The following is an 18,414-nucleotide window of genomic DNA, read 5'->3' as shown; positions in this document are numbered from 1 at the left end:
TTCTTCAGGTACATTACTTGTGTTGAGGGAAACCTTAAGCCGTGATTGTAGGTGCGCCATGACCTTCCCCTTCGGAAGAGAGCGATTCAACCTATACAATAAAAACCGGATTGCTTCCGGTGGTGGCGATGACAGGCACAAGGAATAATGATACTTCCGTAATTCGCGGCTCGGCCATAATGAAGGCGGAGAGGTGAGATTCCTATGAACCCGGTTAAGCAAACCGGATGCTTGAAGCATTCCTTTCGTGCATTTGGGGGACGAGGTCGAATTAAGTGCAACCACATAAGCGCAAAACCAAAAGATGGGCGAACACCGACCGTGTAGATATATTATTTGCGCTTTCAGTCATGGTTTTGCGTTTATGTGGTTCAAAAGCCAAATCAAATAAGAAGGAGGAAAAAAGATGTCCCAATGTAAAGTCATTTCAGTATGTAATCAGAAAGGCGGCGTTGGCAAGACCACAACAACCATCAATCTCGGAGCAGGACTTGCCCGTATGGATAAGAGCGTACTTTTGATTGATGCAGACGCACAGGCAAGCATGACCGTTGCTCTCGGGTATAAGAATCCCGATGAGTTACCCGTAAGCCTTGCAAATATCATGCAGGATGTTATGGACGATAACGAGATACTTCCCGACACGGCTTTGCTTCATCATAAAGAAGGCTTTGACCTCCTGCCGTCGAACATAGACCTATCCGGTATTGAAATCCGTATCGTAAATGTCATGCGGCGTGAAAGCGTTCTGAAATCCTATGTGGATATGCAACGACCGAATTATGATTACATTCTTATTGACTGCGCGCCCTCACTCGGTATGCTCACTGTCAACGCACTCACTGCGGCAGACAGCCTAATTGTTCCGGCACAACCGCATTTCCTGTCTGCAAAAGGTTTGGATTTGCTGATGGGTTCGGTCGGCAAGGTGAAACGGCATATTAACCTGGAGCTTCGTGTCGAAGGTATTCTGCTCACAATGGTGGACAGGCGTACTAATCTTGCAAACGAAGTCATTGATGAACTCCGAAATCATTACGGCAGTCATGTCAATGTCTTTGAAACGGAGATTCCACATTCTATCCGCGCGGCAGAAAGCTCCGCAGCCGGTGTAAGTATCTTTGAATACGATAAATCCGGCAAGGTAGCCGCCGCGTATGAGAATCTGACGAAGGAGGTGACAGAACTTGAAAGGCAAAATAGATCTCGCACTTCACCCTGTCGATGACCTCTTTACCACCGATGACATCCGCGCGGAAAACAAGCTGGAAAGACTTATGAATCTTCCCATTGAGCTAATTTCAGACTTTCCCGACCATCCGTATAAAGTGAAGGATGATGAAAGTATGGCAGAGCTTGTGGAGAGCATCAAAACACGAGGACTGATTCAGCCTGTGCTTGTCCGAGTAAAAGAGAACGGCAATTATGAAATGGTATCAGGACACAGACGAAAACACGCCTGTGAAATAGCCGGTATCACAACTATCCCTGCCCGTGTTCAGGAATTAAGCCATGATGAAGCTGTACTTTCAATGGTAGACAGTAACTTACAGCGTGAAGAAATCCTGCCCAGTGAGAAAGCGTTTGCGTATAAAATGCGACTTGATTCTATGAAACGACAAGGACAGCGTACAGATTTAACTTCTGTGCCAGTGGCACAGAAGTCTACTAATATGACCTCACGTAAGGAATTGGGTGAAATTGTCGGTGAAAGCCAAGATAATGCTTTTGTGCATCAATATCGTACTCGACCGGACCCGTATGATTAAATCCTCTCCAAATGCACCGGTTAAGCTTCTCAAAATCAAGCTCCCCTTCAAGAGAATGGCATACAAAACCGTCAGGCAAAGAAAGCTCCGGAAATCCGTTTTCAAAACGGTAAATTCGTACAGGCTCTGAATAGCTGAAACTGTATCCGTTATCTTTCAACAGATTGATGTGCTTTTTCTGTGAATTCATGACTGACACCACAAGCTGATACCCTTTTTCCGTTTTGATAGAAAGTTTTTGCTCAGCTTCATGCAGCATTTCGGGTAGTAGAGCAATATGGTTATTATCGCAAATTAAATATGCCTCTCCAATATTCATTTCGTATCCGCATAAGCCTACAATTTTTTCGTTTTCTTCCCAGAGACTCATACGATGAGTAAGCTTGTGATTAAATGCCGGATGCGTATGTGCATACTCAAAAAATTGTGGAAGCATCATTGAGTTTAAATGTAATAGTGTGTACTCTGATTTTAAAAATTCGTATGCTGAATTATAATCTCCAAGAACTTTATAAGAGCGTTTTATATGATTCATTTATCTGTCCTCATTTCCTTTTCAAAGTGTTCATATGTTTCATAATGACAAACTGTAACTTCGTTTTCAGAAAGAAACGTTTGAAAGTCCTTTTCGTGATATTCTACTGCTTTTTTATATCCATTCAGATCTGATGGATTAAACATTCCCACGATATCAGAAAACCGTTTTTTATATTCCTTTATTCCGATGGTGTCCATAATATCTTGCTGTAATGCAGCTCCAGCCATTATAGCGGTTATTCCATCAGAAATATCACAAGCGTGATATAATTTGTTATAAATTGATTTGGCTTCTTCATAAAATCCTGCAAAAGCATTTTTAAAATCCGTTATAGAGCTGGTTTTATCTGTATTCAGATCTTGAATCTGAACAAGAAGATTGCATATGCATTTTTGTAATTCGTTACCGTCAGTGGAGTAAAGAATATCCTTACATTTGTTTGAAAAATCAAGTGGAATAATGTCCAATTGATTGACCTCCTCAATGCTATGTCTCCAACCCCGGTGTGTGTAAGTATGATTTAATAAAGCAAGTAGTTCTACAACGTTGGTAACTAACTTTGAAGCAATCTGTTTTTGAACGGGAAAATCAAATGAAGTACATATCTGACAATACTGGTGCTCACATTGAGAATATAGTTCTTTTACTCTTTCGTGAAAATTTATAGTGGGAGCTAATGCAGACTTTCTTAATTTTTCAAATCTTTCTTTGTCTCCAGCGGTACTTTGCCAGATTACCTGTGCATCGGCAATTAAAGAAACAAAACCTTGTTTGTAAGCTGCAATGCTTTCAGCTCTCTCCCATGAAATTGCCCAAAAATCAAATCCAACATCATTGATTATAAACGCTTTTGCAAGTTCATATCCTCTGTTTGTCTTAGGGATAAAATAAAAATCAATATCAGATTTACTGTGTGCGGTGCCTTGAATGAATGATCCATATAAGCATATTATCGCTATATCATCTTTGTAGTTACAAGTTGCGTTTTCTTTTAATACATCAACAATTTTCATTAAGTCCATGCTATAATCCTCCAAATAATTAAATAAAATAGCTCCACCTTCGATAGCAAATCATTGCATATCGAAAATAGAGCTGTTTGTCGCATCTATAACGTATCCATGTGCATAAAGTCATATAGATACAAAAATAGTGCAACAATACATACCGCCGTAACGGCTAAGCAACCCAAATTTCAATAACAAACCAAGCCCGAAAGGAATAGCCTTTCCGGACATTGTGATTTACTATCAATAAATTTGAATTACTTTATAATCATCGTTGCACCTCATATATAAATTCTATTCATTATATCACACGCTCCATAATTTGTCAAGCATTTACTTGAAACAAATTGACTTTTATTCTCCAACATGATAGAATAAAGGGAGATTAAAATGAGTGGAGTGTACCTATCAACATGAAATACGCTGTCAACAATACGCTGGGGCTTTGTCAGGATTTTATTCATTCGATTGTGTTCAGTTCTCCTGTACCGTTTAAGGTAAATCCATCGATTACCTTTCCGAAAAAGGTTCGTGAAATTCATAAACGGCTAAAAAATGAACTATATAACCTGAATGATGCTTTTCCGCTGCTTGTTAATGAGGATATGCGGCTTTGTTATATGACCAATATTTTTGACAGCTTGTATTCCGGCGCTGAGCACACAAAGGTTCAAAGCATCGATGAAATGATTACGATGTTGTTCGATGTATCGCCGGAAGAGCTGACTGCCCGGTTCCTGTTTTGTTTTGATCGAAATAAAATGGAATATGACAGCTATCTACCCATTGCCTGTGATATTATCAAAGGAACAAAATATATCAATTCCATGAAAATCAGCGATGCATCCAAAAACGTATTGCTGTCTGCGCTGATTGATAAAGAGGGATACAAACAGAAGATGCTCGAAATTGCCGAAAAGGCGAAAGAAGTCACGCTGTCGCTCTATCAAACCTATGATGCGTATATTAAATCCAGTTTTAAGCCGTTTGAGGATGAGCAGCGTATCCGCATGTACCTTGAAAAGGCGCAGCTTGTGGAAAAAGATGAGAATATAATGATTGCTCCTGTGCTGTTTAATTCTGCATTGGTTAAATTCTGCCGTGCTGAGGATGCGCATTTGTTTTATCTGGGATTTGAATTCTATCAATATTTATCTGAATATATAAATCGTGATATCAAACTAAGCTTTGACGATATCGGCAAGCTGTTTTCGGATAAAACACGTTGCGATGTCATACGCATTTTGCGCAAAAAGGAAAGCTATCTGATGGATATGTCAAGGGAGCTGAATGTACCGAATAACACGCTGTATTATCATATGCAGTTGCTGTATGATGCAGGCGTGGTACTCGGTCGAAACGAAGGCAGACGGTTTTATTACCGCTTGAATGAAAAGTATTTTGAAGCCGTAAAAAAACTCGGCGAGGAATTTATGGAGGGTGGAAGATGAAGCAAGATAACTCAACAAAATCATGGAACAACCTTGGCAAAGAATGGATAGAGCTTGCACAGGCAGGTGAAAGTCGGATGGCTTTTATCATGCCATATATGCTTAACTTAATGCGTGATGTAAGCAATAAAACGATACTTGACCTTGGCTGCGGTGAGGGTGGTTATTCCCGTGAGCTTTGCAAGAAAAATGCTATGGTAACATCAGTTGACTGTTCCGAAATTGCAATTAAATATTCTGTTGCGGAAGCCCAGCGTCAAGGTTTGTCCATACAGCATTTTATCCGTAACAGCAAAATTCGGCATCGGAAACTCTTCTGCCAACAGACTGGCTCAGACTTGCCCGGCTTTGTGATATAAATGCTATGCTCTGCCTGATGAATTACGACAATGTTCCCGCAGAGTGGATAGAAGATATTGAAACTGATATTTTGTCAGTGATTAAGGATGATTGAAATGAAACTGTATCATGTGCTCCATGGGATACTAATAAAAATTACGGTATGGAAGAATGTCCGCATAAATGGGGATTTTCTGCATGTTCGGAACCTGAAGGAAACACCGTTTATTGTGGCAACGGTATATTTATTGCAAACGGAAAGTCCTATCAAACACCTGATATATCACAAATACGGGACTTATGCGCTTGCTTCGGCAATACTACTCCCATTTGAAATCATCGATCGCGGTATGTTCCTATTCGGAATTGATGGCAAAATTAAAACACTGAACAAGATATACTTTCCGAAAGTATATGAACAGTTCAGCAATCTTGCAGCCTTTCTTGGCGTTTCAAAGACCGCACTTGCTATCCGCATGAAACAACTCGGACTACTTGAAAATAACCATCTTGACAATCCATATTGTCTGATTGATGTTGACTATAACGGAAGTAAATGACTATGCCAAAAGTTAATGTTCGGGAAACCAACCCGGTGCTATATGCAAAGGTTAAGAGTGAACAGGACAAGCTTCGCGAGGACTGCACAGCAAGGATAACGGTCGCACGACTATGCCCATACTGCGGTCATAAGATAACGACGATATATAAAGGCAATCACGGCTATGCTACGGAAAAATGTGTGAACTGCGGAGAGAATGTAATCTTTCCTCCGATTTCGTTCCGTATGGCAAACAAATAAGAAAAACAACCCTACAACTGAATAATTATAATAAAGCAAGCTTAGTGCCCCGGAGCCGCTTGATGCGTTGACTTCCCATGTGCCACTTGATTTAGAACCTCTCTACCAGCCTGTTGGCTGGCAGGGTTCTATTCGTGTGGCATAATGGCAACGCATCAAGTGACGCTTGCTGTTGCAGAAGGTATCGTAGCAAACCCCGACAACCCTATTGAAGAAGTAGGTGCTCGCTTTCTAAAATGGTACCGGAGCCGCCCAAAGGATATCGGCGCTACCTGCAGTGCCAGCATCACACGTGCTGCAACACTCGCAACTGGGAACATTTCTAGTAAGCCTCTTTCTGTAATCGACAAGCCTTCAGAAGGCAACTGGTATCAAGCCAGCGCTTACACCGCTCGCAGAAATGGAAACCGCAGCGGAGGCAACGGAGCACTCATGCGGACGGTATATCCTGGTCTTTTTTATAAAGAGAGACTAGAAGCTGTCGAGACAGCCACAGCCATTGCTCAGATGACACACTACGATAAAAATTCAAATGAGGCTTGCGAAACATATACAGATATGATATACTTAATAACCGTGGAAAGACAGTTTTCGCTGCTCGGAATTGAACAACTTCTGGAAGGTACGCAATACAGCGCAGACCAAATGTACAGATACGAACCCAACCCGACCGGGTATGTGGTTGACAGCATGAAATGTGCGCTCGCATGTTTCAGGAGCACAACGAGCTTCGAGGACACCATCGTAAAGGCAGCGAACCTCGGTGGAGATGCTGACACGATTGCAGCCATCACCGGAGGGCTGGCGGGAGCTTTCTACGGATACAGCGCTATACCGAAAAGATGGACAGCAGCACTCGCGCCGGACATTAGAATGCGTCTGGACGGAATTGCAGACGCAGCATTCGTAAACCGGACGGCGAAATGAGAAGGAGCATCAATGACATACGGAAGACCGATGAAGGGAGCGACCAGGCGAATCCCTATCACGATTCACACCACAACTGGAATGATTGATACAATCGACGCATACGTGGATGAACAAAGGCGAGAAGGTCATAGAGCATACTCGCGGTCGGATTTTTTCAACGAAGCAGTAACGCTCTATCTTCACCAGCTTGCACTTACACCTGAAAGTGATAATGCAGCTATCGAGCGTTCCAAAAGCGTACCGGATGACGTCGACAGCAAAAATGCAGTGAACTAATTAATATAATGCATGTGTAAAGAATCTCAAAATGTAAGTCATATTACACAAAGATAGCTATGGATTATCGAGTGGGAATGAAAATAATAATATTAATATAAAGAGGCCGAACATATGGAAACCGATAGAAAAACTCCTAAATATATTTTTGTAACCGGGGGCGTCGTTTCCGGACTCGGCAAAGGAATCACTGCCGCTTCGCTCGGAAGACTTTTAAAATCCCGAGGGCTTAAGATCGCCGCGCAAAAGCTTGATCCGTACATAAACGTCGATCCGGGAACGATGAGCCCATATCAGCACGGCGAAGTTTTCGTCACCGACGACGGCGCGGAAACCGATCTTGACCTCGGTCATTACGAACGGTTCATCGACGAGGATCTGAACAAATATTCCAACCTGACCACCGGTAAGGTATACTGGAATGTACTACATAAAGAACGCGGCGGCGAATATCTCGGCGAAACGGTTCAAGTCATCCCGCATATAACAAACGAAATAAAAGAATTTATTTATCGTGTCGGCGCAAAAACGAATGCCGATGTCGTAATTACCGAAATCGGCGGCGTCGCCGGTGACATCGAAAGCCAGCCGTTCATTGAAGCGATAAGGCAGATCGGGCGCGAGGTCGGGCGCGGAAATTCTCTGTTTATCCACGTCACCCTTGTTCCGTATATAAAATCCTCCGGCGAACATAAATCAAAGCCTACGCAACACTCCGTTAAAGAGCTTCAGGGAATGGGTATATTCCCGGATATAATTGTCCTGCGCTGTGACGAACCGATTGACGAAAGCGTTAAAAACAAAATATCTCTGTTCTGCAACGTAAAGCCGGACTGTGTAATAGAAAACATTACCGTTCCCGTACTTTATGAAGCCCCAATCATGCTTGAAAAGAACGGGCTGTCAAAGGCTGTTCTTCGCGAACTGAATATTGACGCTCCCGAACCGGATATGAATGACTGGATTAAGATGCTTGAAAGGATTGCTACACGTAAAATCAGTGTCAGAATCGCTTTGGTAGGCAAATACACAAAGCTTCACGACGCATATCTTTCTGTCGTCGAGGCTCTCAAGCATGCCGGATATGAAAACGGAGCACTTATCGATATAGTATGGATCGACTCAGAGCTTATTACAACCGAAACCGTTTCTTATCTTCTCTCGGAAGCGGATGGCATAATAATTCCGGGCGGCTTCGGAGTGCGCGGAATCGAAGGCATGATTATCGCCGCCGGATACGCCCGTACTCACGGCATCCCATTCTTCGGGATTTGCCTCGGAATGCAGGTTTCCGTAATAGAATATGCCCGAAATGTGCTTGATCTTTCTGACGCAGACTCTGCCGAATTCAACGAATCGAGCGATAACAAAGTGATCGCATTTCTGCCGGATCAGAATGAGCTGGTTCCTAAGGGCGGAACGCTGCGTCTCGGAAGTTATCCGTGCGCCACAGCCGAAGGCTCGCTGCTGCGCAAGCTTTACGATCTGGATGTCATTTCAGAGCGTCACCGTCACAGATATGAATTCAACAATAATTACCGTGAAGCTTTCCGGAAAGCCGGCATGTGTTTCGGCGGTATTTCGCCGGACGGACGCATAGTCGAAACAATAGAGCTTCCCAATCACGAGTTTTATATCGGGGTTCAGTTCCACCCGGAATTTAAAAGCCGTCCGAATAAACCGCATCCGATATTCAAGGGCTTTATTTCCGCCGCCCTGCGGTGTAAAGAAAGCAAGGAAACAGGACAAAAGGTGTAATTTATCGCAATACTCTGCAAACCCACATGTTAAATCCAATATACAGATAATTAATATTTATAAAGTATGATAAATTTGGATACAAGAGTGCAAAATATTCTAAACCAAATAACAAACCTGAGCACAGAAGTTTTTTCGGACAACTTGATCGGTATATATGTTCATGGTTCTCTTGCGCTCGGTTGTTTTAATTGGAATAAAAGCGATATTGATTTTATTGTCGTAGTTAAGATAAAGCCAACATTGGAGCAGAAAAAACAATATATTAAAGGATTGCTTATAATAGATAAAAATTGTCCTCCAAAAGGTTTGGAAATGAGTGTGGTGCTTGAAAGATACACTCGTGATTTTATTTATCCTACGCCATTCGAACTGCATTTTTCTAATCTTCATAAACAAAAATGCTCAGATAACTTAGAAGAATATTGCTTGCGAATGAATGGTACTGACAATGATTTAGCGGCACATTTTACAATTATCAAAAACGCTTGTATTACCATCTATGGTAATTCAGAAAAAGTGATTTTTGGTGAGGTTCCGCACCTCGATTATCTAGACAGCATAAAGTGCGACATCGAAAATGCAGAAGATGAAATAAAAGAAAATCCTATTTATGTTGTATTGAATCTTTGCCGTGTCCTTGCTTACACGAAAGACAATCTAATTCTTTCAAAGAAGGACGGCGGATATTGGGGAATTGCACACGTCCCGGAGCAATATGCGCCAATTATCAGCAAAACAGTGAATTGCTATCTGAATGAGGATATTTTTAAAACAGATATAGAGGACAGTTTACTGCAGGACTTTGCGAAGTATATGTGCGGTCAGATATTCGCAAGATAAGCATTGAACACTTAAAATAAATCATAACAGCTATTGAATAACAAAGAAAGGCATGTTATAAAAATGAGAGATTATGCGAAAGAAACCGAAAAGCGAGTCGCGTTTATAAAACGTATTCTCGAAGAATCCGGAGCAAAAGGCATAGTTTACGGAAACAGCGGAGGAAAAGACAGCGCTCTCGTCGGAATTCTCTGCAAGCTTGCGTGTGAAAACGCCGTCGGAATAATGATGCCGTGCGAATCCAAACGCAATTTCGGCGAGGATATGGCCGACGCGCGCGAAGCAGCCGAAAAGTATCATATCGAAACCAGGGTTGTCGATCTTACGGCCGCGAAAAAAGCCATTGTTGAAGCAGTCGGTGCCGTCGCCGGGCTCAACTCCGCCGCGCTCAATAATATCGCTCCAAGGCTGCGTATGACGACTCTTTATGCAATCGGCGCCGCCGAAAACAGACTCGTCGCCGGAACCGGCAATCGAAGCGAAGCATATATGGGATATTTCACGAAATTCGGAGATGGGGCATATGATTTCAATGCGATCTCCGACCTTACCGTTACAGAAATATACGAGCTTCTCAGATACCTCGGAGCACCGGACAATATAATCACAAAAGCGCCGTCGGCCGGACTTTTTGAGGGTCAGACAGATGAAATGGAAATGGGCGTTACCTACAAGGCCATAGACGAGTATCTTCTCAATGGCACGGTCACTCCTCAGAACCGTGCGATAATCGATAAATTTCATTCAAGGAGCGAGCACAAGCGCTGTATGCCAAAAACATATCCGGCTGATGCAGAGTAATATTAAATGATAAACAATAATTTTTCACTTATACCCGAAAGCTATCTTTTTTCTGAAATATCCAAGAGAGTTGCCGCTTTCTCCGCCCGTGATCCCTCACGTAATGTGATCAGACTTGGCATAGGCGACGTTACTCTTCCCCTACCTCTTACCGTCGTCTCAGCAATGAAAAAAGCATGCGATGAAATGGCAGACGCAAAAACCTTCCGCGGATACGGCCCGGAGCAAGGCTATGGCTTTTTACGTGAGGCAATAACCCGTTATTATACGAATTTCAGTGTAGAGCTTAATCCCAACGAGATATTTATCAGCGACGGAGCAAAAAGCGACCTCGGCAATATGCTTGATATTTTCGCTCCAGGTTCTATTACCCTCATTCCGAACCCGGTTTATCCCACTTATTTCGACACAAATACGATGTCGGGCAACCGCATTCTTTTCGCGGACGGCAATGAATCAAACGGCTTCCTGCCTTCTCCCCCGTCATCTGTAACAGAAAAGCCCGATCTAATATACATTTGCTCTCCGAACAATCCGACAGGCTCGGCCTACACACGTGAAACGCTCTCAAAATGGATTGATTTCGCTATCTCATACGGTTCAGTAATAATTTTTGACGCCGCATATGAATCCTTTATCACCGAACCCGGCATTCCGCACAGCATCTTTGAGCTCCCCCGCGCACGCGAATGTGCCATTGAAGTATGCTCTCTTTCCAAAACCGCCGGCTTCACGGGCACCCGCTGCGGCTATACGGTCATTCCTGACTCTCTTGTCCGCAACAACATAAAACTCAGCAAGCTCTGGCTCAGACGTCAGACGACAAAATTCAACGGCGTACCATACATCATTCAGCGTGGCGCAGAGGCTGTATTTACTCCCGAAGGGCTTTCCGAATCGCGGCGCAACATTGAATACTACCATGAAAACGCGCGTATCATCATATCCGCTCTCTCAGATTTCGAATCATCCTCTCATTCCGGAATAAAGCTATTCGGAGGAGTGAACGCGCCTTATATCTTCATGAAATGCCCGAACGGACTTAAATCATGGGAATTCTTTGACCTGCTTCTTGAAAAGTCCGCCTTAGTCGGCACCCCAGGCGCCGGATTCGGCTCCAACGGCGAGGGATATTTCCGTTTAACCGCCTTTGGCAGCCGCGAAAACGTGATTGAAGCCGCCGAAAGAATCAGAAATCTCTCTTTATAAAAGGGCCGGACGCCTTTAAAAACCGACGCCCCCCGAAAACTTTCTTCAAGGGAAGATAAAAGCCGGACTTTCAGCACATCCGGAAATTATTAAACGGCATTTAAATAAATCGTGTTTTATAAGAGAGAAAAGCCCATATACCAGAGCCTTTTCTCTCTTTCAACGGTAATTATTTAATTGCCGAGATAATAAAACGGAATAAGCAAGACCAGCAGCCCGAACCGCATCGCGGTTCGGGCTGCTTTTTTCATGCCTTGCATTGCTGATTTCGCACATTTTATAGAGTATATATTCGATTATCATAAAATTTTTACTGAATAAAGCTGCTGTAAAAAATATTTTCAAAAATATTTTAATATTTTTGAAAATATTTTTGAAAAGTTGACACCTATCGGTCTGTTTTTTACGTTTATATATATAGAATCGATCATCTGAAAATCTCAAAATTTATAATAGATTTTGCTTAATCTGTCATCGGGGAGTGTATTACGAAAATATTTACAAATTACAAGCTATAAGAGATGAAATTGAATATTCTATAGGAGAGATGAATTCTGTTGCGAATATGGATCTGTTTCGTGGAACTCAGCATCATCTATCTATATACCGCAAATGTCAAATCCTGCTTCGGATGTATTTAATTATAATGAGCTGTATGATAATGGCATCAAACGAGTCAATCTTAAAATCGATACTCTCGATAAATTTTTAACCTTCAATGCAAAAAAATATAAAAAAGACAATTAATATTAAAACAAGGAGAATTTATGACAAACTTAGAAGTTCAAAATTTATTAACAAATTATAAGACAATTTACGATGGTGAACATTGGAGTCAAGGAATTGATGACGATTCTTTATCTGCTATGAGCTGGAGCGAAACTACCAGTACGCCTAGTACAAATAACAAATACGGAAATTCATTGCGGTGTTATAGGCTTTCGCTGTTTATGGCTAAAGCAATATTTAATAAAAAAATTCAATATGGTGATGTTCATTCGGTTAAACGGAATACCAGAACGGTATACGATAAGTCCGTAAGCTATATTTATGGCTGACAGTGCTTATATGGTTCAAACAAAAACAAATTTATTACGGAGGAACATTATTAAGACTTTAATTAAAGTAAATTTAAATATTGATAAAAAACTTATATGAGGAGTTTTTTTATATGAAAAAGCTTGATCGCAAAATTATAAATGATTCTTCTAATATCAAAAAAATGAAAGAATATTTTTTATGGCGTTATTTAGCGGTAGCAGCATGCGTATGCCTAATAATTGTCGTTTCGGTAATTACCATACAAAAAATTCTGAACCGCTCTTCGGAATCACAGAAAACAAAAGAGTTCTTTACGATTGAAAACGGTGTGTTACTATCCTATACTGGTACTGACACGAATGTTGTTATCCCAGACACTGTGACAGCCATTTCCGCTGACGCATTGAAATTTTCTCCATCAGCAGCGCTGATTACCACTGTTACACTCGGTAAAAGTGTAAAAACGATTGATGAGCAAGCATTTATGGGACTGAATGCATTGAAAGCAATAAATGTTCCCAAGGGAAATAATTGTTTTGATTTTTCAGATGGCATACTTGCCAGTATCGATGGATCACTGTATATCTCAACGGTTGCGACACAGTCCGATTCTGATGCTTTCAGTGCCTTTTTAGGCAAGATTCAAAGCGGTGTGACAAGCAATATAAAATTTTCACACTTCGTAATTGATAATGCAATATTAACTATGCATTTTGATGAACCAAGTTATGATCCTAATTTATTTATTACCTCACTTACAGCATTTGGACATACTATCACCTTCAGCGACCCTACCGCTATATACGGAAATTTTACAATACAGGCTTTTCAAGCACAAAATTGCTTTGTCTTTTCCAAACTTTCCAATTCAGTTGGTAATACTTGGATTTTTAGAACAGACGGTGTTTATTCATTTGATAATACTTCAAACTATACTTTAGATTATGCTTATAATGATTCTATAGTGACATTTTTTTTAAATGATGACAGAACATTGGGATATAAACGTACATTACGAAAATATTTACAATCACAAGCTGTCGGAGGTGAAATTGAATTTTGTACAGGGAGGGATGAATTCTGTTGCGAATACGGATCTGTTTCGTGGAACGAAGCATCGCCGATCTATATACCCCAATCGTCATATACTGTTTCCGATGTATTTGATTTGAATGAGCTGTTTGATAAATGGCATCAAACGGTCAATCTTAAAATCGATACTCTCGATGAATTTTTAACCTTCAATGCAAAAAAATATAAAAAGGGAAATTAATATTTAAACAAGGAGAATTTAAGATAAATTTAGAAGTCCAAAATTAATTGACAAATTATAAAACCTCTTATGACGGTAAATATTGGAACCAAGGCATTAGACATCTTTAATTTCTCCTTATTAATAAATAATTATTATAACCTCCGAATATAACAAAATAGTTGTTGACATAAGTTGCCATTGGTGATAATATGGCAATAGTAATATGAACATATTTTACTTTGAAGCTTTTTCCTGTATGTAAAAATAATTTAAAAGTTTTTGGAAATATTTTTAAAAAGTTGACACCTATCGGGCTGTTTTTTACGTATATATGTATGTAGAATCAATCATTTAAATCTCAAGTTTTAGGAGGATTCCTACGAGTCAGAAAAGACAAAGGAAATGCGTTCTCTTTACTTCAAAGGTAAATTAAGTGAAGACGATTGGATGAAGTATCAGGACGAACGTCCGGAGGAAGAAAAATACGCGAAACCGTATTCACAAATACTGCGAGAGGTTCTGAGCGAGTATGTGGAAACGAAAGTCGCGGAAAGCGTAAAGATCACAAGCTCAGGAAACAACGTCAAATCTGGCTGTAACCATTCCATGAGTGAATATTATTACACATATTATAACAGACCGCTGTATATATGATTCTAATGGCGAACCATATGATTTTAATCCATTGACTTACTCCAATACGGCAAATCCTCTGTGGTTTTACCCACATTCGACATGGGTATTAAGTTCTTCAATATGAAAGGAACATATATGAAAATTTTTAATAAAGCCTTGATCATAATAATCATAACATTATTTGTTATGATTATTATGAGTGCGTGTTACGATGGCGAAATACCTACATATATTCCAGGTGCATCGGGTGGAGCAGATGATATTTCTACAAATATTTCGAAAACTGATAAAGTTCCCAGCATAAGTCTTGAATATACCTCTGAAACTTCTAGCGAAACAAAAGAAGCTTTTGTACCCGGTAATATTAATTATTACGATTATTGTCATTTGTATTTTTATTCTAAAGATTGGTGGATTAATGAGATAAAGTTTTCTCCTACGGGAAAATGGGATGGTTTTATGGGTCTTTTTCAGGATTATCCTTTGTCTTTTTATGATGGTTTTTCATATGGATCTAAGGTTTTTAAAGATATACCGCAGGAAATTCTAGAAAATGCAGTCAAAAAATTTGAGGATAAGATGCATTCAACCAATTTTACATTCGGAGAACCTGTTTTAATGTTTATGATAAGAGAGTTAAAATTCACAAGAGAGCAGGTAGAAACGCTTCTTGAGCCAAAAGAATTGGTCGATTTGTTTATGTACGGCAGCGAGATAGATGCGATGAAGGCCTGTAAAAATTATTTTGCGTTATTCAGCGAAGAAACAGGACTTCATATGGTATATGATGTTTCGAAGATGTCAAAGGAAGATTTTGAAAAACAAAAGATAAACGATAATGAGCTTGATATTATGATAGAAAAGCTCAGATGCCTTCCAGAATGGACTGAAGAAGCTTCATATACAAAAATTGCATATGATGAGGTTATGGATATGGCAGATAGGCTTGAAAAGCTAAAAATAAATTAAGCATTAACTCTTATATCCATATTAAATTTTCCATCTAAGACCTATCCCCGGAACAGGCCTCGCCTGTTCCGGGGTATCGGCATATAACAACATCTGGTCACGCGCAGCTTCAGACATGCACGTGAAATTCTAGCCATACACGTACTGTGTATACTTCCAATTATCCCAGCTGTTGCGCCTGCGGCAATCATACCGATGGGCTACTGAGATGAGACCACAATTATATTGTAGCAAAGGAGCGGGCAATAATGAATATATTCTTTAAAAAGTCATTTATCATTATTTTTTCAGTATTGGTTTTAATATTTTTCACTTCATGTGCGGATGAATACCCCGATTACAGTAATTATCCGGGAGCTAATCCCATAAATGCCAATGAAGAAACGTTGCATATGGAATCGGACGAAACCATAGTTCCGAGCACAGGTTTAAATGAAGTCAAGGAAACAGAGCATACAGATACCCAAATTATACTTAATTCAGATGAGCCTCCAATATCAGAAGAACCGCCAGAAACACGATCTATTGAAGAAATATATAATATTGATGTCGAATGTATACATGACATGAATAATTATCATTATCTTCCTGAAGAGTTAACCCAATATGTTTACGAAAGTTTAGTATCACAAGAACAAGCCGACGCAAGGCGAAAGAGAATTGCGGAAGAAAACAAAAGAGACGCAACCGACAATTGCGAATGGCCTCATACTACGATATACAGCTTCGTACATGATCTTAATGTGCCGCGCGAGGTTTTTGAGCAAATATATAATAATTATCCCATGCGATATGTTGCAGATTATAATATCGACTTGCTGTATAACGGGACCGCGGAGGAATATGAGCAGTGGTCAATAAAATGGCGTGACAGGTTCTACGAACACAGAAAACTGGAAATGGAGATGAATTTTAAAATTGATTTATATTGGCATTTACGACACAAAGATGAAGCTCATATGTTGAAATTTGAGGAAAGCATAACATTTGACCCAAACGAAACAAAATATACAAATGGTTATGTTGCTGAGTTTATGAGATTTAGCATCCCGGAAATGGCTTATGAATTTGAGCTAAGCAAAGACGAATTTATTGAATGTTTTAATAAGACATTTGAAGCTACAGGAGGCTGTATGTATAAATACGATGTTGACCGTATTTTCGATGATAAAGAAGCACTGAAAAAAGAGATTGCGGCAGCAAAAACAGTAAGCGACATATACAACATCGACGCGTCCCTTCGTCTCGATGGGTGATTATTTTACCCCCTCCATAAACCGCATCCCCGGAACAGCCCTCGCCTGTTCCGGGGGTAACGGTATCAGTTTTATCCAAACAGGAGAAACCAATGAAAAAACAAAAATTACTAACTTGTATTTTACTGTTTATCTTACTGTTATTCTCCTCTTGCGTTATGCCTGTTGTTAATACAACACAGTCGGGTGAGACCAATACTACCTGGGATATATCAACCATTGATGACATGAAAACTTCAAGCATTGACGATCCGCAGTGTAATACGCAGGAACAACCGAAAACGGTTGTTACTACGGAAACCGAAGAGACCGGAAGCAAAGAGCCTTTCACCTTTGTCGACGAAAAGCTCCCGAATCATAACGGAGCTTCATATAACGGCAGAAACGGAGAGATGTATGGCGCAATAGAATACAGTTTTTCGTTGAGTTTTCTTACCTTAGAACAGTATAATTTTTATTTTGAAATTTTCAGAGGCACTAATGTTAGCTGCTACGGTCATTTTTGCGAGTACTTTAATATCTCAAAAGAAGAGTATATGGCTTTTTGGGATGATTTTAAAGCAAGATGGAATGCATACAACGTCAGAAAACAGGAAGATATCGACAACAGACATAATTTCGAGTATGTGTTTGATGTTGAAAGGGATTATGACGAATGGTTTTCGCCGGACTATTTCAACAATCCGATGTTCTTGTACGATAAATATGTGCCTTCGGAAATCCCCGATTTTTTTGAATATGTTCCGGAAGATATCATACATACGTCAACCTACTACAGAATAGAACATAGATTGATAGAAGCTGTGACACTTCCGCTTTTCGAGACTTTTTTAGAAAAGTTCAATGGAAAAGACAGAAACATTATAAATTTCATTAACTATTTCGGAATCACAAGAAAACAGTTTGATATAATATATTCGAAAGAAAACAAAAAATGGGGAGATCTTAACTTGTATAACACTGATTACTTATTCGGCACAAAAGAGCTGCAAAACCTATATTTTTGTAAGCAAGACAAACAGACCTTCGGTAAGTGATGACCACCGGAAAAGAAAGCTGAGGGAGCGACGAGAATTACCGGACCCTGCGAACCTGATACCTTAATATTCTATTGATACGGGAAAGCCGTTATGCGGTGATTCATGCGTGTATTGAGTTGACCACACCTATCCGTTCCTCCATAAACCACATCCCCGGAACAGGCCTCGCCTGTTCCGGGGGACGGTATCAGTTTTTCCAAACAGGAGTAAACAAATGAAAAAACATATAACAGTTTTATTGTCTATTGTGTTTATCACAATATTCCTGCTTGCATCATGCGTGGAAATTGAAACGGATTCAAGATTACCCGGTAATATGGCAAGCGAAACAAATATCACTGATATCGGAATTGTCGGCACCGGAACTGTGCCCCAAACAGACATATCCGATACCGGAATAATATCCGAAACAGCTCCGGACGATTTCATGGAAACAAATAATGTCAGTGAAAGCGAGACCGAAAACGTTACAGAGCCCCGGGAAACAAATAATA

General features: G+C 40.3%; 20 protein-coding genes. 19 read left to right on the top strand and 1 reads right to left on the bottom strand.

The window, feature by feature from the left end; translation table 11 throughout:
• The first annotated feature begins 406 nt into the window (after positions 1–406).
• Positions 407–1,228, top strand: coding sequence for a ParA family protein (locus VB118_07465; protein ID MEA4832439.1), 822 nt, complete (start codon positions 407–409; stop codon positions 1,226–1,228).
• Positions 1,188–1,769, top strand: coding sequence for a ParB/RepB/Spo0J family partition protein (locus VB118_07460; GenBank protein ID MEA4832438.1), 582 nt, complete (start codon positions 1,188–1,190; stop codon positions 1,767–1,769). The genes VB118_07465 and VB118_07460 overlap by 41 nt, the downstream gene beginning before the upstream one ends.
• A 531-nt stretch (positions 1,770–2,300) precedes the next feature.
• Here the strand turns inward: VB118_07460 and VB118_07455 are convergent.
• Entirely contained in the window at positions 2,301–3,329 is a 1,029-nt protein-coding gene (locus VB118_07455; protein ID MEA4832437.1) for a hypothetical protein, read from the bottom strand.
• Positions 3,330–3,727: 398 nt separating this feature from the next.
• On the opposite strand from VB118_07455, the gene VB118_07450 reads away from it, so the two are divergent.
• The 17 genes from VB118_07450 to VB118_07370 form a co-directional block, all read left to right on the top strand.
• Complete coding sequence (locus VB118_07450) at positions 3,728–4,765, top strand: winged helix-turn-helix domain-containing protein (protein ID MEA4832436.1); 1,038 nt, start codon at positions 3,728–3,730, stop codon at positions 4,763–4,765.
• Complete coding sequence (locus VB118_07445; protein MEA4832435.1) at positions 4,762–5,124, top strand: class I SAM-dependent methyltransferase; 363 nt, start codon at positions 4,762–4,764, stop codon at positions 5,122–5,124. Before VB118_07450 ends, VB118_07445 begins: the two co-directional genes overlap by 4 nt.
• Positions 5,125–5,220: 96 nt before the next feature.
• A complete protein-coding gene (locus VB118_07440; GenBank protein ID MEA4832434.1) occupies positions 5,221–5,664 on the top strand; it encodes a hypothetical protein in 444 nt (147 codons plus the stop codon).
• 2 nt (positions 5,665–5,666) lie between these two features.
• A complete protein-coding gene (locus VB118_07435) occupies positions 5,667–5,906 on the top strand; it encodes a hypothetical protein (GenBank protein ID MEA4832433.1) in 240 nt (79 codons plus the stop codon).
• Between the two features lie 144 nt (positions 5,907–6,050).
• The gene (locus VB118_07430) at positions 6,051–6,833 is read left to right on the top strand and encodes an ADP-ribosylglycohydrolase family protein (GenBank protein ID MEA4832432.1); all 783 of its coding nucleotides are present in this window, start codon (positions 6,051–6,053) and stop codon (positions 6,831–6,833) included.
• Between the two features lie 12 nt (positions 6,834–6,845).
• Positions 6,846–7,112 (top strand): hypothetical protein, encoded by a 267-nt coding sequence (locus VB118_07425; GenBank protein MEA4832431.1) that lies wholly within the window; start codon positions 6,846–6,848, stop codon positions 7,110–7,112.
• Positions 7,113–7,226: 114 nt separating this feature from the next.
• On the top strand, positions 7,227–8,870 hold the full coding sequence (locus VB118_07420) for a CTP synthase (GenBank protein MEA4832430.1): 1,644 nt from the start codon (positions 7,227–7,229) through the stop codon (positions 8,868–8,870).
• A gap of 144 nt (positions 8,871–9,014) precedes the next feature.
• Positions 9,015–9,713 (top strand): DUF4111 domain-containing protein, encoded by a 699-nt coding sequence (locus VB118_07415; protein MEA4832429.1) that lies wholly within the window; start codon positions 9,015–9,017, stop codon positions 9,711–9,713.
• A gap of 63 nt (positions 9,714–9,776) precedes the next feature.
• Complete coding sequence (gene nadE, locus VB118_07410) at positions 9,777–10,514, top strand: NAD(+) synthase (protein ID MEA4832428.1); 738 nt, start codon at positions 9,777–9,779, stop codon at positions 10,512–10,514.
• 6 nt (positions 10,515–10,520) lie between these two features.
• On the top strand, positions 10,521–11,723 hold the full coding sequence (locus VB118_07405; protein MEA4832427.1) for an LL-diaminopimelate aminotransferase: 1,203 nt from the start codon (positions 10,521–10,523) through the stop codon (positions 11,721–11,723).
• A gap of 767 nt (positions 11,724–12,490) precedes the next feature.
• Positions 12,491–12,781 (top strand): hypothetical protein, encoded by a 291-nt coding sequence (locus VB118_07400; GenBank protein ID MEA4832426.1) that lies wholly within the window; start codon positions 12,491–12,493, stop codon positions 12,779–12,781.
• Positions 12,782–12,894: 113 nt separating this feature from the next.
• Positions 12,895–14,037 carry a hypothetical protein gene (locus tag VB118_07395; GenBank protein ID MEA4832425.1) on the top strand — a complete coding sequence of 381 codons (1,143 nt, stop codon included), beginning with the start codon at positions 12,895–12,897 and terminating at the stop codon, positions 14,035–14,037.
• A gap of 384 nt (positions 14,038–14,421) precedes the next feature.
• On the top strand, positions 14,422–14,673 hold the full coding sequence (locus tag VB118_07390; protein ID MEA4832424.1) for a hypothetical protein: 252 nt from the start codon (positions 14,422–14,424) through the stop codon (positions 14,671–14,673).
• Between the two features lie 117 nt (positions 14,674–14,790).
• Positions 14,791–15,624: a hypothetical protein gene (locus VB118_07385; GenBank protein MEA4832423.1), complete on the top strand. Its 834-nt coding sequence runs from the start codon at positions 14,791–14,793 to the stop codon at positions 15,622–15,624.
• Positions 15,625–15,872: 248 nt separating this feature from the next.
• Positions 15,873–16,880, top strand: coding sequence for a hypothetical protein (locus VB118_07380; protein MEA4832422.1), 1,008 nt, complete (start codon positions 15,873–15,875; stop codon positions 16,878–16,880).
• Between the two features lie 92 nt (positions 16,881–16,972).
• On the top strand, positions 16,973–17,917 hold the full coding sequence (locus VB118_07375) for a hypothetical protein (protein MEA4832421.1): 945 nt from the start codon (positions 16,973–16,975) through the stop codon (positions 17,915–17,917).
• 217 nt (positions 17,918–18,134) lie between these two features.
• Positions 18,135–18,414: hypothetical protein (locus VB118_07370; GenBank protein ID MEA4832420.1), on the top strand; the 280-nt coding region annotated here is incomplete at its 3' end.

The sequence above is a fragment of the Oscillospiraceae bacterium genome (genome assembly GCA_034925865.1).
GTDB lineage: Bacteria > Bacillota > Clostridia > Oscillospirales > SIG627 > SIG704.
This window is presented reverse-complemented; position numbering and strand designations above follow the sequence as displayed.

What these genes read in the sequence shown, in the direction of transcription:
- VB118_07465 (MEA4832439.1), top strand. Translation starts at nt 407, where the DNA reads ATGTCCCAATGTAAAGTCATTTCAGTATGTAATCAGAAAGGCGGCGTT.
- VB118_07455 (MEA4832437.1), bottom strand. Translation starts at nt 3,329, where the DNA reads ATGGACTTAATGAAAATTGTTGATGTATTAAAAGAAAACGCAACTTGT.
- VB118_07450 (MEA4832436.1), top strand. Translation starts at nt 3,728, where the DNA reads ATGAAATACGCTGTCAACAATACGCTGGGGCTTTGTCAGGATTTTATT.
- VB118_07445 (MEA4832435.1), top strand. Translation starts at nt 4,762, where the DNA reads ATGAAGCAAGATAACTCAACAAAATCATGGAACAACCTTGGCAAAGAA.
- VB118_07440 (MEA4832434.1), top strand. Translation starts at nt 5,221, where the DNA reads ATGAAACTGTATCATGTGCTCCATGGGATACTAATAAAAATTACGGTA.
- VB118_07435 (MEA4832433.1), top strand. Translation starts at nt 5,667, where the DNA reads ATGCCAAAAGTTAATGTTCGGGAAACCAACCCGGTGCTATATGCAAAG.
- VB118_07430 (MEA4832432.1), top strand. Translation starts at nt 6,051, where the DNA reads ATGGCAACGCATCAAGTGACGCTTGCTGTTGCAGAAGGTATCGTAGCA.
- VB118_07425 (MEA4832431.1), top strand. Translation starts at nt 6,846, where the DNA reads ATGACATACGGAAGACCGATGAAGGGAGCGACCAGGCGAATCCCTATC.
- VB118_07420 (MEA4832430.1), top strand. Translation starts at nt 7,227, where the DNA reads ATGGAAACCGATAGAAAAACTCCTAAATATATTTTTGTAACCGGGGGC.
- nadE (MEA4832428.1), top strand. Translation starts at nt 9,777, where the DNA reads ATGAGAGATTATGCGAAAGAAACCGAAAAGCGAGTCGCGTTTATAAAA.
- VB118_07405 (MEA4832427.1), top strand. Translation starts at nt 10,521, where the DNA reads ATGATAAACAATAATTTTTCACTTATACCCGAAAGCTATCTTTTTTCT.
- VB118_07400 (MEA4832426.1), top strand. Translation starts at nt 12,491, where the DNA reads ATGACAAACTTAGAAGTTCAAAATTTATTAACAAATTATAAGACAATT.
- VB118_07395 (MEA4832425.1), top strand. Translation starts at nt 12,895, where the DNA reads ATGAAAAAGCTTGATCGCAAAATTATAAATGATTCTTCTAATATCAAA.
- VB118_07390 (MEA4832424.1), top strand. Translation starts at nt 14,422, where the DNA reads ATGCGTTCTCTTTACTTCAAAGGTAAATTAAGTGAAGACGATTGGATG.
- VB118_07385 (MEA4832423.1), top strand. Translation starts at nt 14,791, where the DNA reads ATGAAAATTTTTAATAAAGCCTTGATCATAATAATCATAACATTATTT.
- VB118_07380 (MEA4832422.1), top strand. Translation starts at nt 15,873, where the DNA reads ATGAATATATTCTTTAAAAAGTCATTTATCATTATTTTTTCAGTATTG.
- VB118_07375 (MEA4832421.1), top strand. Translation starts at nt 16,973, where the DNA reads ATGAAAAAACAAAAATTACTAACTTGTATTTTACTGTTTATCTTACTG.